The 15,983-nt window shown below is 69.4% G+C and carries 14 protein-coding genes and 1 riboswitch; of the genes, 11 read left to right on the top strand and 3 right to left on the bottom strand.

Annotated elements, in window-relative coordinates; translation table 11 throughout:
- Positions 1–89: 89 nt before the first annotated feature.
- A complete protein-coding gene (mutM, locus tag H4281_RS18225; protein ID WP_182892147.1) occupies positions 90–950 on the top strand; it encodes a bifunctional DNA-formamidopyrimidine glycosylase/DNA-(apurinic or apyrimidinic site) lyase in 861 nt (286 codons plus the stop codon).
- On the opposite strand, the gene H4281_RS18220 is transcribed toward mutM, so the two are convergent.
- Both H4281_RS18220 and H4281_RS18215 read right to left on the bottom strand, forming a co-directional pair.
- Positions 892–2,382, bottom strand: a complete 1,491-nt coding sequence (locus H4281_RS18220) for a nitrilase-related carbon-nitrogen hydrolase (protein WP_182892146.1) — start codon at positions 2,380–2,382, stop codon at positions 892–894. The two genes, mutM and H4281_RS18220, sit on opposite strands and share 59 nt — an antisense overlap.
- Positions 2,366–2,947, bottom strand: a complete 582-nt coding sequence (locus tag H4281_RS18215) for a TetR/AcrR family transcriptional regulator (RefSeq protein ID WP_182892145.1) — start codon at positions 2,945–2,947, stop codon at positions 2,366–2,368. The genes H4281_RS18220 and H4281_RS18215 overlap by 17 nt, the downstream gene beginning before the upstream one ends.
- Before the next feature lie 160 nt (positions 2,948–3,107).
- Between H4281_RS18215 and H4281_RS18210 the strand changes: the two genes are divergently transcribed.
- Entirely contained in the window at positions 3,108–3,431 is a 324-nt protein-coding gene (locus H4281_RS18210; RefSeq protein WP_182892144.1) for a PadR family transcriptional regulator, read from the top strand.
- Between the two features lie 44 nt (positions 3,432–3,475).
- Complete coding sequence (locus H4281_RS18205; RefSeq protein ID WP_182892143.1) at positions 3,476–4,699, top strand: DUF1700 domain-containing protein; 1,224 nt, start codon at positions 3,476–3,478, stop codon at positions 4,697–4,699.
- Positions 4,700–4,929: 230 nt separating this feature from the next.
- On the opposite strand, the gene H4281_RS18200 is transcribed toward H4281_RS18205, so the two are convergent.
- Positions 4,930–5,451 carry a YflT domain-containing protein gene (locus H4281_RS18200; RefSeq protein WP_182892142.1) on the bottom strand — a complete coding sequence of 174 codons (522 nt, stop codon included), beginning with the start codon at positions 5,449–5,451 and terminating at the stop codon, positions 4,930–4,932.
- A gap of 238 nt (positions 5,452–5,689) precedes the next feature.
- Here H4281_RS18200 and H4281_RS18195 point away from each other — a divergent pair, with 238 nt between their 5' ends.
- The 8 genes from H4281_RS18195 to glyA all read left to right on the top strand — a co-directional run bounded on the left by H4281_RS18195 (position 5,690) and on the right by glyA (position 15,900).
- Entirely contained in the window at positions 5,690–7,054 is a 1,365-nt protein-coding gene (locus H4281_RS18195) for a glutamine synthetase family protein (protein ID WP_220507447.1), read from the top strand.
- Positions 7,035–7,748 (top strand): gamma-glutamyl-gamma-aminobutyrate hydrolase family protein, encoded by a 714-nt coding sequence (locus H4281_RS18190; protein ID WP_182892141.1) that lies wholly within the window; start codon positions 7,035–7,037, stop codon positions 7,746–7,748. Before H4281_RS18195 ends, H4281_RS18190 begins: the two co-directional genes overlap by 20 nt.
- Positions 7,745–9,109 (top strand): aldehyde dehydrogenase family protein, encoded by a 1,365-nt coding sequence (locus H4281_RS18185; protein ID WP_182892140.1) that lies wholly within the window; start codon positions 7,745–7,747, stop codon positions 9,107–9,109. The genes H4281_RS18190 and H4281_RS18185 overlap by 4 nt, the downstream gene beginning before the upstream one ends.
- On the top strand, positions 9,110–9,877 hold the full coding sequence (locus H4281_RS18180) for a 3-oxoacyl-ACP reductase (protein WP_182892139.1): 768 nt from the start codon (positions 9,110–9,112) through the stop codon (positions 9,875–9,877). It begins immediately after the preceding gene.
- Positions 9,878–10,129: 252 nt separating this feature from the next.
- Positions 10,130–10,231: riboswitch (glycine riboswitch) on the top strand.
- Between the two features lie 43 nt (positions 10,232–10,274).
- Positions 10,275–13,106 (top strand): aminomethyl-transferring glycine dehydrogenase, encoded by a 2,832-nt coding sequence (gcvP, locus tag H4281_RS18175; RefSeq protein ID WP_182892576.1) that lies wholly within the window; start codon positions 10,275–10,277, stop codon positions 13,104–13,106.
- 35 nt (positions 13,107–13,141) lie between these two features.
- Positions 13,142–14,230, top strand: coding sequence for a glycine cleavage system aminomethyltransferase GcvT (gene gcvT / locus H4281_RS18170; RefSeq protein WP_312872138.1), 1,089 nt, complete (start codon positions 13,142–13,144; stop codon positions 14,228–14,230).
- A 15-nt stretch (positions 14,231–14,245) separates the two neighbouring features.
- Positions 14,246–14,623 (top strand): glycine cleavage system protein GcvH, encoded by a 378-nt coding sequence (gene gcvH / locus H4281_RS18165; RefSeq protein WP_037356097.1) that lies wholly within the window; start codon positions 14,246–14,248, stop codon positions 14,621–14,623.
- Entirely contained in the window at positions 14,623–15,900 is a 1,278-nt protein-coding gene (glyA, locus tag H4281_RS18160) for a serine hydroxymethyltransferase (protein WP_182892137.1), read from the top strand. The genes gcvH and glyA overlap by 1 nt, the downstream gene beginning before the upstream one ends.
- Positions 15,901–15,983 lie beyond the last annotated feature (83 nt).

Genomic DNA, 15,983 nt, shown 5'->3' with positions numbered 1-15,983 from the left:
GCCCCGGTTTCCGGGCCGGAGAACCGGCCTTCGCGGTTCCGCGGCGGCACCGGTCCGGAATTGTCGGTGACGGCAGGCAGAATGAGCGCATGCCCGAACTACCCGAGGTCGAGACCGTCCGCGCCGGTCTCGAAGCGCACGTCGCCGGTCGTACCGTCCGGGCCGTCGAGGTGTTGCACGACCGCGCCATCCGGCGGCATGCCCAAGGAGCCGCCGACTTCACCGGACGGCTCGCCGGAGTCACGATCGAAGCGGCCCGGCGGCGCGGCAAATACCTGTGGCTGGAACTGTCCGACGGCGAGGCGGTGCTGGCGCATCTCGGCATGAGCGGCCAGATGCTGGTGCAGCCCGAGGACACGCCGGACGAGAAACATCTGCGCGTCCGGGTCCGGTTCGCCGACGACGGACCGGAACTGCGGTTCGTCGACCAGCGGACGTTCGGCGGGCTGGCGCTGGACGAACTGGTCGAGGTCGACGGCGACAGCTTGCCCGGCACGATCGCGCACATCGCGCGGGACCCGATGGACCCGAAGTTCGACCCGGAAGCGGCGGTGCGCGCGCTGCGGTCGCGGCGGACCGAGGTGAAGCGTGCGCTGCTGGACCAGACGCTGGTGTCCGGAGTGGGCAACATCTATGCCGACGAGGCGTTGTGGCGGTCCAAGCTGCATTGGTCTCGGCCGACCGAGAAACTCACTGCCGCGCAGGGGCGAACGCTGCTGTCCGCGGCCAGTGACGTGATGTCCGCGGCACTGCTGGTGGGCGGGACGTCGTTTGACGCGCTTTATGTGAATGTGAACGGACAGTCGGGGTATTTCGAGCGCTCGCTCGATGCGTACGGCCAGGAAGGGATGCCGTGCCGTCGGTGCGGGTCGCCGATCCGGCGGGAGCCGTTCATGAACCGGTCGTCGTTTTCGTGTCCGAGGTGTCAGCGGCGGGCGCGGGCCGCGTAGCCGCCCGCGATCGAGTGAAGACCAAGCCGGCAACGGTAATCGCCAGCGAAAGCCAAGCGAACCAGTCGCCGAAGCGCGTGTGGAACGTCGCGCCGGGGCCAGCCGGGACATCCGCGGTGACTGCTGTGAACGGGGACGGGCCGCCGGTGCGGGCTTCGCCGAGGACGCGGCCGTAGCCGTCGGACAGCATCAGGCTGCCGTTCGCGTCGGAGAGGGCTATCGACTGTCCGCTTTCGACACCACGCAGCAGCGCGTTGCGGGTGTGCTGCCAGCCGCCCTCGTCGTTGCTGCCCGGCGGGACCGCCAGTTCCGCCGGGATGGCGAGGATCCGCGAACCGGCGGCGGCGTAGTCGCGGCTGGGGGAGGCGAACGTCGTGTCGCCGCAGATCACCAAGCCGGTCGAGACGGCCGCGCCGGGAATGAACACGAGGTCCCGGCCGGGCGGGCTCACCAGGTCGTGGTGCTTCAGATAGCGAGCGGGCGCTGAGCCGTCGGCGGGGAAGGCCAGTGCGTAGTCGTAGTTGTGCGTGGCGGGGCGGTCGTAGTACTCGAAGCCGGCCACGATCGCGGCGCCACGGGTCTTGGCCGCCTGTCGCATCGGCTCGACCAGAGCGGCGGGCCATTCTTCTTCGGCACTGAAAGCGGCTTCAGGCAATACGATGAGCCGCACGCCGTCGGGCATGGCGGAGATCTGGTCGATGTAGTCCCGCACCAGGGCGCGGCCGCGAGCGGTGCCGAGTTCAGGACCCCAGTGATAGCCGGCGTTTTGCGTGATCGCGGCCATCCGTACCGCCGGGCCGCTCGTGCCGGAAAGCCTGAGTGCGCCGCCGCCAAGGGACAGCGCCACGATGAGTGCGGCGACGACACCGGTGCGCAGCCGAGAAGCTCCGGGCGCGCACATCGCGGCGATCGCGCAGGCGGGCAGCAGCACCAAAAACTCGACGCCCCACATTCCCGCCCACGAAGCGGTTTGCAGCACGAGCGGTGCGTCGCCTTGATCGTTGGCGAGGGAACCCATCATTCCCATCGGGTTCGAGACGGCGGCAAGGTACAGGAGGGCGGTCCACGCCGCCGGGGCGGCGAGGCTGGCCAGCAGTGTCCGGCGGCGGCGCGTCAAAGCCCAGAAAAGCCACACCGCGAACGTGAACACCAGCGACATCCCGACGTCGATGGCGGCCCCGAACGGCCACAACGGTTCGTCGCCGGAATGTGCTTGGTAGGCCCACATATTCGCGGTGCCGAGCAGGAACGCGCCGAACGCGGTGCCCGCGGCCGTCCAGCCGCCGGCGCGGGTTGCCAGCAGCAGCACCGGAAACGGCGCGAGCCAGGTCAACGCGGCGATCGGGGCGAGTCCGGTGCCGAAGTAGAAGAGCGCTGCCGAAGACAGCAACGCGGCCGGGATCTGCCAGCGGGCATTACGCTTTGAGTCCACAGAAAACCCTCCGGGAAGTACGCCGGCACAGCTCGCGGAACTCGGGTTCCGTCGTCCCCATCCGGCCGGCGAGGTAGTGCAGCACCATGCCTTGCATCTGGCTGCTGACGGTCAACGCGGCTTCCAGCGGGTCGTCGGCGCGCAGCACGCCCTCGCGCATGCCGTCTTCGATCAGCCGGACCAATGCGGTGAACGGCGGCGAGCCGGGTTCGCGGAAACCGTCCGGGTACAGCCGGGCGCGCGCCCAGCTGTCGGTCATCAGGAAGCGGTACAGGTGCGGCTGACCGAGCGCGAAATCCAGGAACCCGTCCAGCAGCGCGTCGTACCGGTCGGTCCACTCGCCCTCGGACATCGGGTCCTTCCACGCCGCGCCCAGTTCCCGCCCGGTGGCGTCGGCGACCGCGCGCAGCAGGACCTCGCGGTTCGCGTAATGCCGGTAGATCGCCATCGCGGTGACTCCGGCGGCTTCGGCGACCCGGCGCATGGTCACCGCGGCGGCCCCCTCGGCGGCGACGATCTCGCGCGCCGCCGCCACCAGCCGTTCAGCAGTCGGAATCTCAGGCATGTCTACACCGTATACCTCGATGTCTACGTTGTATACCTCACCGTTGGTCTCTCTCTGCACCGGAAGAACGGGCAGCGGTACCGCCCTTCGGCCGCTCGCCGTGCACACTACTGCGCTATGCGTGGTACCGTCTCTCGCGCAAGACCGGGGAAGGAACGCCGTGGAGATCAGTCAGCTGCTCAAGGGAGTGCTGGACCTGGCGGTCCTCGCGGTGCTGCGGGACGACGACGGCTACGGCTACGACGTGCTGCGAAGACTTCGCGTCGCCGGCCTGGACGAGGTCGGGGACGCATCGGTGTACGGCACGCTGCGGCGGCTGTACAAGGCGGGGTTGCTGACGTCCTACGTGGTTCCGAGCGAAGAAGGCCCGCACCGCAAGTACTACAGCTTGAACGAGCGGGGCCGGGCACGGCTCGCCGAATCGGTGCGCACGTGGCACAGTTTCGCGTCCACTATGGACAGTTTGGTGAAAGAGCGGGCCTGACCGCGCGGACAGGCGGAACGCGGCACGAATCGGGGAGAGGCAGCATGAGCACGGACAAGCCGACGGCCGCGCGGGCGTACCTGGCGAGGGTGCGCACCGCGCTCGCGGATCTGCCCGCGAACGAGATCGAGGAACTGCTCGAGGACGTCCGGCCGCAGCTGGCCGAGATGGAGACGGAACTCGGGGCGGCGGCGCGGGTCGAGGACCTCGTCGCGCGGCTCGGCACCCCGGAGAGCTATGCGGCCGAACTGCGGGCGTCCGGCGGATACCCGCCCGCTCCGGCGGTTCCGGAAGCGGCGACCGAGGCGCTCCCGACGGCGAAGCAGGGCCGGGCCGGGCCGCGGTTTGCCTTGTGGGGCTTGCTGTTCTGTGCGTTGGGGACGGCGCTGGTCGCGTTCTCCGCCGCGGTGCGCTTCGACGTCGAGGTACTGGTCGGGATGCTCGTGCTCGCCCCGGTGTTCGCGGTGAGCGTGGCGTTCCTGCTGCTGCGCGGGACCGGCGCGTTGCGGGAGTTGCCGGAGGTCGTCCGCGCACGGGCGATGGTGCAGTCGATGCGGGAGGACCGGTCGGCCGAACGCGCGTTCGCCTACCTGAACTCGCTGAAGCCGGCGTGGTGGCTGGTGTGCGCGTTCGCGCTGCTGGCGTTCGGGCTGCTGATGATGATCCGCGACCTGCACGCGGTCCTGCTGCTGCCGGTGCTGCTGGTCGCCGCGGGCCTGGTGATGTGGGCGGGCCCGCGGATCAAGGCCGACGGGCGGATGCTGTGGATCGCGGTGCCGGTGTCGGCGTTCGTGGTGGGCAGCGCGTTCGGCGGCCTCGGCGCGGCGGTCAAACTTGTCCGCGACCGTTCGTACTCGTCGAATTCCACGCCGTCGTACGCCTCGTCGATGTACCAGGACTCCCACGGCAACGAGTCGCTGCGCTACGGCCAGCACGAACTGACCAATCTGTACGTTTTCGACGCGAACGGCAAACCGCTGGAGAACGTCTACCTCTACGACGACCGCGGCCGTCCGCTCACGATCACGCGCTACGGCTGCGAGAAGGACACCGGAACGAGCCAGATGACGGGACAGGACAACCAGTTCCCGCGCCCGAAGGTCGTCGAAGGAGTGCAGGACGACCACGGGAACGTCAACGGCTACAACGGTTATCGCGGTTACTGCCGGGAAGACGCCGGGGTGCCGTTCGCGGCGGTGATCCCGAAGGCTCCGGCGACGTCCGGTACCCCAGCTCCGCCGACGAAGCCCGCTCAGCCGACGAGGTAGGCGTGCGGGGTCATGAGTGGCTGTGCCGCTGAGAACCGGCACAGCCACTCATGAGACCCAGTCACCGCGAACCGGTGCCGGAGCCGGGTTTCGCTCAGCCCGGTCTCGCCGAGCCTGCGCCGCGCTTGGTGGTGAGGTCCCGGCGGTGTCTCCCGGCGAAGCCGCCGAACACGAAACCGGGCGCCCAGGCCGCGAACGGCCCGGGCGCCCGGGAGGCGAGTCGCCGGAACTCAGTGGTTGAACGCCGACCGCGCGGCCAGATCCGCCAGCAACTGGCGGCCCTTCTCGGCGTTGCGCGGCTGCGACAGCACGTCGTAGCGCTGCGCGACCAGCTGGCTCTGCGAGATGAACCCGCGCTTGTTGCGGTTCGCCGCGTAGCCCAGTGCGCCGAAGGCGACGTTGAACACGACACCCGCGGCGAGGCCCAGCACGATCGACAGCAGCCCGGCGGCCGGGTTGAGCATGCTCAGCACCAGGCCCAGGAACAGGCCGAACACCGCGCCGGACATGGCCGCGCTGCTGAGCATCCGGCTCCAGCTCATCTTGCCCGCGATGCGCTCCACCAGCATCGGCTGGACCCCGACGATCGTGACGTCGGTGACCGGGAAATCAGCGTGCGCGAGGTGGTCGACGGCCTGCTGGGCCTGTTCGTAGGACTCGTACGACCCGATCGGCCACCCGGTGGGCAGCGTCGGGAGCTGCGGCCGCGCCTGCTGCTGGCTTAACGTGGTCTGCGTGAATGCTTCAGTCATCCCTCTCACCTCTCTTGCCCGGTCCAACGCGCGAGGCGGCGGATTTGGTCCCGGACGCACCCGATTCACAGTATCTTCTCAGCCGGGCAACCCGGACATAGCAGGCGCCGTGCGGGTGAGGCCGGCGAAGCGCGCGTTTAAAGGTCTAACAAAATACCTTTCAGCGGATTGACCGGGACCCGGCGGCCCGGTAGGAAGAAGCCGCAAAGGACCTGATCCGAACCTTTGGGGCGATGCGATGGCGGCCAGGCGAGGAATGCTCACGCTCGAAGAACTCCGCGAACGGGTGACGGCGGGCACGATCGACACGGTGCTCGTCGCGCTCACCGACATGCAGGGGCGGCTCCAGGGCAAGCGCTGTTCGGCGGAGTACTTCCTCGAAGAGGTCGTCGGCCACGCGACCGAGGCGTGCAACTACCTGCTCGCGGTGGACGTCGACATGAACACCGTCGACGGCTACGACATCTCGTCCTGGCAGAGCGGCTACGGCGATTTCGTGCTCCGGCCGGACTTCGCGACGCTGCGGGAGATCCCGTGGCAGGAGGGCACCGCGCTGGTGCTCGCGGACGTCGAGCGCGTGCAGGGCGGCCCGGTTTCCGTTTCGCCGCGCCAGGTGCTGCGCCGTCAGCTCGACCGGCTCGCCGAGCACGACCTCAAGGCGTACGTGGGCACCGAACTCGAGTTCATCGTGTTCGACGACTCCTACGAGTCCGCGTGGGACAAGCGCTACCACGACCTCAAGCCGTCCAACCAGTACAACGTCGACTACTCCATGCTCGGCACCGCGCGCATCGAGCCGCTGCTGCGCCGGATCCGCAACGGGATGGCGGGCGCGGGCCTGTACCCGGAGTCGGCGAAGGGCGAGTGCAACCCGGGTCAGCACGAGATCGCCTTCCGTTACGCCGAAGCGCTCGCGACCTGCGACAACCACGGCATCTACAAGAATGGTGCGAAGGAGATCGCCGCGCAAGAGGGCAAGAGCCTCACGTTCATGGCGAAGTACAACGAACGCGAAGGCAACTCCTGCCACATCCATCTGAGCCTTCGCAGCAAGTCCGGCGAAGCGGTGCTTCCCGGCGACGGCGATCACGGCTTCTCGAAGCTGATGCAGCACTTCCTCGCCGGACAGCTGGATGCGTTGCGCGAGCTGACGTACTTCTTCGCCCCGAACATCAACTCCTACAAGCGTTACGTCCCTGGCAGCTTCGCGCCGACAGCGATCGCGTGGGGCACGGACAACCGTACGTGCGCGTTGCGCGTTGTCGGGCACGGTGATGGCCTGCGCGTCGAGAACCGCGTACCCGGTGGAGACGTCAACCCGTACCTTGCTGTCGCCGCCATGGTCGCTGCGGGGCTGCACGGCATCGAGAACGAACTGCCGTTGGAGCCTGAGTTCGTCGGCAACGCGTACGCGTCCGACAAGCCCACTGTGCCGGTCACGCTTGCTGAAGCCGCTGAAGTCCTCGAAGGCAGCCGTATCGCGCGAGATGCCTTCGGTGCCGATGTAGTCGACCATTACCTCAACGCCGCGAGGATCGAGCGAGAAGCGTACGAGCGAGCTGTGACCGATTGGGAGCGCATCCGTGGTTTCGAACGACTCTGACCCGCCCGTCATCGGGCTCAGCACCTATTCGGAACAGGCGAAGTTCCTGGCCTGGGACACCGAAGCGACGCTGCTGCACCGGGTGTACGCGGACTGTGTGGTCAAGGCGGGCGGGATTCCGGTGCTGCTGCCGCCAGTAAGCACGAAGTACGACGCGCTCGTGGGACGCATCGACGGTCTCGTCCTCACCGGTGGTGCGGACGTCGACCCCAGCCGGTACGACCAAGAGCCGCATCCGGCGACGTACATCCGCCCGGAGCGGGACGCGTTCGAGTTCGGCCTGTTCGCGGCGGCGCGCGCCGCCGGGAAGCCGGTGCTCGGCGTGTGCCGCGGGTTGCAGGTCATTAGCGTCGCGCTCGGCGGCACGCTTTCGCAGCATCTGCCGGAAACCCTGGGCGACGCAACGCATCAGCCTGCTCCGGCGACGTTCGGCACCAGCACGGTCACCCTGGTCGACGGCACGCGGGCGGCCGCGATTCTGGGCCGGGAAACGAAAGTCCAGTGCTACCACCATCAGGCGATCGACCGGCTCGGCTCCGGACTGGTCCCGTCCGGCCACGCGGCGGACGGCACGGTCGAGGCCGCCGAGATGCCGGGGGAGTTCGTGCTCGGCGTGCAGTGGCATCCGGAGCAGGACGGCGACGACGTCCGGCTGTTCGCCGCGCTGGTGAACGCCGCGCAGGAGGGGAAATGACGACGTTCGAGGTGCGCAACCCGGCGACCGCGGAAGTGGTGCGCGAGGTCGAGCTGACCACCGAGGCGGAGACCGACGCCGCGATCGCCCGCGCGCACGCCGCGTTCCCGGCCTGGCGGGCGGTCGCCCCCGGCGATCGGGCGAGGCTGCTGCGCCGGTTCGCGGACGCGGTCGACGCCGACGTCGAGCACCTCGCCCGGCTGGAGGTCGAGAACTCCGGGCACACCATCGGCAACGCCCGCTGGGAAGCGGGCAACGTGCGCGACCTGCTGGAGTACTCTTCCGGAGCGCCGGAACGGTTGCTGGGCAAGCAGATCCCGGTCGACGGCGGCGTCAACGTGACCTTCCACGAGCCGCTGGGCGTGGTCGGCGTGATCGTGCCGTGGAATTTCCCGATGCCGATCGCGGGCTGGGGCTTCGCGCCGGCGCTCGCGGCGGGCAACACCGTCGTGCTCAAACCGGCCGAGCTGACCCCGCTCACCGCGCTGCGGCTGGCCGAACTCGCCCGCGAGGCGGGAATCCCCGAGGACGTCTTCCAGGTTCTGCCAGGCAAGGGATCGGTTGTCGGACAACGGTTCGTCACGCATCCCGCGGTGCGCAAGGTCGTGTTCACCGGCTCCACCGAGGTCGGCAAGCAGGTCATGGCGGGCTGTGCGGCGCAGGTGAAACGGGTGACGCTGGAGCTGGGCGGCAAGAACGCCAACATCGTGTTCGCCGACGCGGACCTGGAGAAGGCCGCCGCGACCGCGCCGTACGGGGTGTTCGACAACGCCGGGCAGGACTGCTGCGCGCGGTCGCTGATCCTGGTGCAGGACACCGTTTACGACCGGTTCCTCGAACTGCTGGAACCCGCGGTCCAGGGGGTGGTCGTCGGCGATCCGGGCGACGAGGCGACCGAGATGGGCCCGCTGATTTCCGCGGACCACCACGCCAAAGTCTCCTCCTACGTCACCGAGCGGACGCCGGTCGCCTTCCGCGGCAGCGCTCCGTCCGGCCCGGGCTACTGGTTCGCGCCGACCGTCGTGCTCCCGCCGGGATTGGCCGATCCGCTGGCCCGCGACGAGATCTTCGGCCCGGTCGTCGCGGTGGTCCGGTTCCGCGACGAGGCCGAGGCGGTGCGGATGGCGAACGACACCGAATACGGCCTGTCCGGTTCGATCTGGACTCGCGACGTCGGCCGCGCTTTCCGGGTCGCGCGCGGCGTCGAATCCGGGAACCTGTCGGTGAATTCGCACTCCTCGGTCCGGTACTGGACGCCCTTCGGCGGCTTCAAGCAGTCCGGTCTCGGCCGCGAACTGGGCCCGGACGCCGCGGCCGCCTTCGCCGAGACGAAGAACGTTTTCCTGAGCACGGAGGAATAAATGGTGCAGCGTTTTGACGGCCGCGTCGCGGTGATCACCGGCGGCGCGAGCGGCATCGGCCTCGCCACCGCCAAGCGGCTGGCGAGCGAGGGCGCGAAGGTCGTGATCGGCGACGTCACGCCGGAGCAGGGCAAGGCGGCCGCCGACGCGGTGGGCGGGGCCTTCGTCCAGGTCGACGTGACTGACGCGGACCAGGTCGAGGCCCTCTTCCAGACGACGGTCGACGAGTTCGGCGCGGTCGACGTCGCGTTCAACAACGCGGGCATCTCGCCGCCCGAGGACGATTCGATCCTCACCACCGGCATCGAAGCGTGGGAGAAGGTGCAGCGGGTCAACCTGACCTCGGTGTACCTGTGCTGCAAGGCCGTCCTGCCGCACATGCAGCGCCAGGGCCGCGGTTCGATCGTGAACACCGCGTCGTTCGTGGCCGTGATGGGAGCCGCGACGTCGCAGATTTCTTACACCGCCTCGAAAGGCGGCGTGCTCGCCATGACGCGCGAGCTGGGCGTGCAGTTCGCGCGCGAGAACATTCGGGTCAACGCGCTGTGCCCGGGGCCGGTCAACACGCCGCTGCTGAAGGAACTGTTCGCCAAAGACCCGGAGCGCGCGGCCCGGCGGCTGGTGCATGTTCCGGTCGGCCGCTTCGCCGAGCCGGAGGAAATCGCCGCTGCCGTGGCCTTCCTGGCGAGCGACGACGCCAGCTTCATCACCGCCGCGCAGTTCCTCGTCGACGGCGGCATCTCCGGCGCCTACGTAACGCCGCTGTGACTGTCTGTGAAGGGCTCCTTGAGGGGATCTGATTCCCTCAAGGAGCCCTTCACGGACCGTTGGCAGTGGGTGTGGCGTAGGCCGGGAGCGGTAGACTGGCGACTGAACCACCAGGTAGGGTGCGTTCCACCGGCAGCACCCACAACTGAACATAGGGCCGTTCGAGCCGGAGCGGGAGAGTCCCATGCGATCAGTGGGACACCGAAGGAGCAAACTCCCCGGAATCTCTCAGGTAACCGCTACCGCTTTTGGCGAGGCCACTCTGGAAAGCAGGCGCACCCGCGCCTCACCCAAGGTGAAAGCCGTGCCGAGCGCGCGGTGAAACTCTCAGGTGCCCATGACAGAGGGGGAGTTCCCAGTGCACCGCCGCGCCCGGTGCCCGTCCCGAGGAGCTCCCATCACCTCCACCCCCTTCGACACCCGCCATATCGGTCCCGGCGAGGCCGAGCGGGCGAAGATGCTCGCCGAATGCGGTTACGGAAGCCTGGACGCCCTCGTGGAAGCGGCGGTGCCGTCCGCCATCCGCACGGCCGGTGACCTGGCGCTTCCCGCGCCCGCCTCCGAGGAAGAGGCCACCGCCGAGCTGCGTGCGCTCGCCGCGCGCAACCGGCCGATGACGCAGATGATCGGCCTCGGCTACTCCGACACCGTCACGCCGGGCGTGATCCGCCGCAACGTGCTGGAGAACCCGGCCTGGTACACCGCGTACACGCCGTATCAGCCGGAGATCTCGCAGGGCCGGCTCGAAGCGCTGCTGAACTTCCAGACCGCGGTGTCCGACCTGACCGGGCTGGCGATCGCCAACGCCTCGATGCTCGACGAGTCCACCGCGGCCGCCGAGGCGATGACGCTGATGCGCCGGGCGTCGAAGTCGAAGTCCAATGTGGTCGTTCTCGACTCCGAAGTCCTTCCACAGACCATCGAGGTCGTGCGGACGCGCGCCGCCGGCCTGGGCATCGACGTGCAAGTGCGCGACCTGCTCACTGGGCTGCCCGAGGAGTTCTTCGGCGTCATCGTGCAGTACCCCGGCGCGTCCGGCGTGCTTCGTGGCCGCGGTTTCTACCACGCGGTTTCCGAAGCGGCGAAGGCCGCGGGCGCGCTGTACACGGTCGCTGCCGACCTGCTCGCGCTCACCTTGATCGCCGCGCCCGGCGAGTTCGGCGCGGATGTCGCCGTCGGTTCCACGCAGCGCTTCGGCGTGCCGCTGGGCTACGGCGGTCCGCACGCCGGGTACATGGCGGTGCGCGCAGGCCTGGAGCGGTCGCTGCCTGGCCGTCTGGTGGGCGTGTCCGTGGACGCGGACGGGAACACCGCGTACCGCCTCGCGCTGCAGACGCGCGAGCAGCACATCCGTCGCGAGAAGGCGACCTCCAACATCTGCACCGCGCAGGTGCTGCCTGCGGTGCTCGCCGCGATGTACGCGGTCTACCACGGTCCCGAGGGGCTGAAGGCGATCGCGACGCGGGTTCACGAGCTCGCCGCCGGTCTCGCGAACGCGCTGCGCGACGGTGGCGTCGAAGTCGCGCACGAGGCCTTCTTTGACACTGTGGTCGCGAAGGTGCCTGGCCGTGCTGCGGAGGTGCACGCGGCTGCGCGCGAGGCGGGGATCAACCTCGGTCACGTCGACGCCGACCACGTCCGTATCGCCTGCGACGAGGTCACGCGTCCCGACACGCTCGCGAAGGTGCTTCGCGCCTTCGGTATCGACAGTGCGTGGGAAGCCGCACAGGCGCTCCCGAACGGTCTCGCCCGCGAGAGCGGTTACCTGACGCACGAGGTGTTCAGCACGCACCGGTCCGAGACGTCGATGCTGCGCTACCTGCGTCGCCTCGCCGACCAGGACTTCGCGCTCGACCGCGGGATGATCCCGCTCGGCTCGTGCACGATGAAGCTCAACGCCACCACCGAAATGGAGCCGATCAGCTGGCGCGAGTTCGCGGGCATCCACCCGTTCGCGCCCGCCGAGGACGCCGAGGGCTACCACGAGCTGGTCCGCCAGCTTTCCGGCTGGCTCGCCGAGGTCACCGGCTACGACCAGGTCTCGCTGCAGCCGAACGCGGGCAGCCAGGGCGAACTCGCCGGGCTGCTGGCGATCCGCGCCTACCACCAGGCGAACGGCCAGCCCGAGCGCGACGTCTGCCTGATCCCGTCGTCCGCGCACGGCACCAACGCCGCGTCCGCGGTGCTCGCCGGGATGCGCGTGGTCGTGGTCAAGTGCACCGACGAGGGCAACGTCGACCTCGAAGACCTGCAGTCCAAAGTGGACCAGCACAGCTCCGATCTCGCCGCGATCATGGTCACCTACCCGTCCACGCACGGCGTCTACGAGCACGGCATCGAGCGGCTCGCCAAGATCGTGCACGACGGCGGCGGACAGGTGTACGTCGACGGCGCGAACCTCAACGCCCTGCTGGGCCTTGCGAAGCCGGGCGAGTTCGGCGGCGACGTCTCGCACCTGAACCTGCACAAGACGTTCTGCATCCCGCACGGCGGCGGCGGTCCCGGCGTCGGCCCGGTCGCGGCGCGCGAGCACCTCGCGCCGTACCTGCCGAACCACCCGCTGCTCGCGCAGGCCGGACCGGAAACCGGTGTCGGCCCGATCAGCGGCGCGCCCTACGGTTCGGCGTCGATCCTGCCGATTTCCTGGGCGTACGTGCGGATGATGGGCGCGCCCGGGCTCACCGAGGCCACCAAGGTCGCGGTGCTCGCGGCCAACTACATCGCCGCCCGCCTCGCGCCGCACTACCCGGTGCTCTACACCGGGCAGGACGGCCTGGTCGCGCACGAGTGCATCCTCGACCTGCGCGGCATCACCAAGGAAACCGGCGTGACCGTGGACGACGTCGCGAAGCGGCTCATCGACTACGGCTTCCACGCGCCGACCATGTCGTTCCCGGTCGCGGGCACGCTCATGGTCGAGCCGACCGAGAGCGAGGACCTGGCCGAGATCGACCGGTTCTGCGAGGCGATGATCGCCATCCGGCACGAGATCGACGAGGTCGCGGCCGGTCGCTGGACCGCCGAGACGAGCCCGCTGCGCGGAGCGCCGCACACCGCGTCGTCGATCGTCGGCGAGTGGACCGCGGACTACGACCGCGAGCTGGCGGTGTACCCGGTCGGCGTGGCGCGCAAGACGAAGTACTGGCCGCCGGTGCGGCGGATCGACGGCGCGCGCGGCGACCGCAACCTCGTCTGCTCCTGCCCGCCCCTCGACGCGTACGACGCGTGAGCGTGTCCTCCGCTCGCGACAACGAAAGGCTTCCTGTGACGGAAACCCCCCTGCACCAGGTCCACCAGGATCTCGGTGCGCTGTTCACCGATTTCGCCGGCTGGTCGATGCCGGTGCGCTATGCCAGCGAACTGGCCGAGCACAAGGCCGTGCGCGAGGCGGCCGGGCTGTTCGACCTGTCGCACATGGCCGAGATCCACGTCCGCGGCGCGCAGGCGGCCGACGTGCTCGACTACGCGCTGGTCGGCAACCTGACCGGAGTGAAGCCGGGCCGCGCCCGCTACACGATGATCTGCGACGCCGACGGCGGCGTACTGGACGACCTGGTCGTCTACCGGCTCGCCGACGAGGAGTACCTCGTCGTGGCCAACGCGGGCAACGCGACCGTGGTCGCGGACGCGCTGGCCGAGCGGGTCGCCGGATTCGACGCGGTGGTGGAAAACCGGTCCGCGGACACCGCGCTGATCGCGGTGCAGGGCCCGAAGGCGGTCGACGTGCTCGCCGCGGTGACCGACGCCGACCTCGCCTCGCTGAAGTACTACGCGAGCGTGCCCGCCGTCGTGAAGGGCATCGACGTGCTGCTGGCCCGCACGGGTTACACCGGCGAGGACGGCTTCGAGCTGTTCGTGCCCGCAGCGCAGGCGCCGGCGTTGTGGCAGCTGCTGACCGAGGCCGGTCAGGAGCACGGTCTGGTCCCGTGCGGGCTCGCCTGCCGCGACACGTTGCGGCTGGAAGCCGGAATGCCGTTGTACGGCAATGAACTCAGCCGCGAGCTGAACCCGTTCGCCGCCGGACTCGGCCGGGTCGTGAAGTTCGAGAAGCCGGGCGACTTCGTGGGCCGCGCGGCCTTGGAGGAGCTGAAGAAGGCCGACGTCCCGCGCGTGCGGGTCGGCCTGCGCGGCACCGGCCGCCGCGCCCCGCGGCACGGGTACGCCGTGCTGTCCGGGGATGCCACTATCGGGGAGATCACCAGCGGCGCGCTGTCGCCGACGCTGGGCTACCCGATCGCCATGGCGTATGTAGACCGGGAGCACGCCGAGCCCGGCACCGCGCTGTCCGTCGACATCCGGGGCCGCGTCGAGCCGGTCGAGGTCGTCGCCCTGCCCTTCTACTCCCGAGCCTGAAAGGCCCTCCGAGCAATGAGCATCCCCCAGAACCTGTCCTACACGAAGGAACACGAGTGGCTGTCGGTCTCCGACGGCGTCGCGACGGTGGGCATCACCGCGTTCGCGGCGAGCTCGCTCGGCGACATCGTGTTCGTGCAGTTGCCCGGCGTCGGCGACACCGTCACGGCGGGCGAGGTGTTCGGCGAGGTCGAGTCGACGAAGTCGGTCAGCGAGCTGTACTCGCCGGTGAGCGGCGAGGTGGTGGCGGTGAACGAGGCCACATCGGACACCCCCGAGGTCATCAACTCCGACCCCTACACCGAAGGATGGCTGCTGCAGGTGCGGCTCTCGGGCGACGTCCCGGAGCTGCTCGACGCGTCCGCGTACGCCGAGCTGACCCAGGAGAACTGATGACCGTCCCGTTCGACGCCCGCCTGTCCGAGGCCGACCCCGAGGTCGCCGCCGCGGTGGCCGCGGAGCTGGACCGCCAGCAGTCGACGCTCGAGATGATCGCCTCGGAGAACTTCGCGCCGGTCGGCGTGCTCGAGGCGCAGGGCTCGGTGCTGACCAACAAGTACGCCGAGGGCTACCCGGGCCGCCGCTACTACGGCGGCTGCGAGCACGTCGACGTCGTCGAGCAGCTCGCGATCGACCGGGCCAAGGCGCTGTTCGGCGCGGAGCACGCGAACGTCCAGCCGCACTCGGGCGCGCAGGCCAACGCGGCGGCGATGTTCGCGGTGCTGAAGCCGGGCGACACGATCCTCGGCCTCGACCTCGCGCACGGCGGCCACCTCACGCACGGGATGAAAATCAACTTCTCGGGCAAGCTGTACAACGTGGTCGCCTACCACGTCGACAAGGAGACCGGGATCGTCGACGTCGCCGAGATCGAGCGGCTGGCGGTCGAGCACAAGCCGAAGCTGATCGTCGCCGGCTGGTCGGCCTACCCGCGCCAGCTCGACTTCGCCGAGTTCCGCCGGATCGCCGACCTGGTCGACGCCAAGCTGATGGTCGACATGGCGCACTTCGCCGGCCTCGTGGCCGCCGGGCTGCACCCGTCGCCGGTGCCGCACGCGGACATCGTCACGACCACCACGCACAAGACCCTCGGCGGCCCGCGCGGCGGCCTGATCCTCTCCCGCCAGGAGCTGGCGAAGAAGATCAACTCGGCGGTGTTCCCCGGCCAGCAGGGCGGGCCGCTGGAGCACGTGATCGCGGCCAAGGCCGTGGCGCTCAAGATCGCCGCGACGGACGGGTTCCGCGAGCGCCAGGAGCGCACCCTGGAAGGCGCGAAGATCCTCGCCGACCGGCTGTCGCGCACCGACTGCGCGGAGGCGGGCGTCCGCGTCCTCACCGGCGGCACCGACGTGCACCTGGTGCTTGTCGACCTGGTGAACTCCCAGCTCAACGGCCAGGAGGCGGAGGACCGGCTGCACTCGGTCGGGATCACCGTCAACCGCAACGCGGTGCCGTTCGACCCGCGTCCGCCGATGGTCACCTCTGGTCTGCGGATCGGCACCCCGGCGCTGGCCACCCGCGGTTTCGGCGCCGACGACTTCACCGAGGTCGCCGACATCATCGCCGAGACGCTGAAGCCGGACTTCGACGAGGCCGCCCAGCAGGCGCTGCGGGGTCGCGTGGAGCTGCTGGCCAAGAAGCACCCGCTGTACGCGGACCTGAGCCGATGAGCGCGCAGCCCGAAGGCCGGAAGTTGTTGCGGCTTGAGGTGCGCAACAGTGAGACGCCGATTGAGAAGAAGCCGTCGTGGATC

Origin of the sequence: Amycolatopsis dendrobii (assembly GCF_014145675.1) — a bacterium.
GTDB classification, from domain to species: domain Bacteria; phylum Actinomycetota; class Actinomycetes; order Mycobacteriales; family Pseudonocardiaceae; genus Amycolatopsis; species Amycolatopsis dendrobii.
This window is presented reverse-complemented; position numbering and strand designations above follow the sequence as displayed.

Coding starts and splice junctions, on each gene's coding strand:
- mutM (WP_182892147.1), top strand. CDS start 90: ATGCCCGAACTACCCGAGGTCGAGACCGTCCGCGCCGGTCTCGAAGCG.
- H4281_RS18215 (WP_182892145.1), bottom strand. CDS start 2,947: ATGCCTGAGATTCCGACTGCTGAACGGCTGGTGGCGGCGGCGCGCGAG.
- H4281_RS18205 (WP_182892143.1), top strand. CDS start 3,476: ATGAGCACGGACAAGCCGACGGCCGCGCGGGCGTACCTGGCGAGGGTG.
- H4281_RS18200 (WP_182892142.1), bottom strand. CDS start 5,451: ATGACTGAAGCATTCACGCAGACCACGTTAAGCCAGCAGCAGGCGCGG.
- H4281_RS18195 (WP_220507447.1), top strand. CDS start 5,690: ATGGCGGCCAGGCGAGGAATGCTCACGCTCGAAGAACTCCGCGAACGG.
- H4281_RS18185 (WP_182892140.1), top strand. CDS start 7,745: ATGACGACGTTCGAGGTGCGCAACCCGGCGACCGCGGAAGTGGTGCGC.
- H4281_RS18180 (WP_182892139.1), top strand. CDS start 9,110: ATGGTGCAGCGTTTTGACGGCCGCGTCGCGGTGATCACCGGCGGCGCG.
- gcvH (WP_037356097.1), top strand. CDS start 14,246: ATGAGCATCCCCCAGAACCTGTCCTACACGAAGGAACACGAGTGGCTG.
- glyA (WP_182892137.1), top strand. CDS start 14,623: ATGACCGTCCCGTTCGACGCCCGCCTGTCCGAGGCCGACCCCGAGGTC.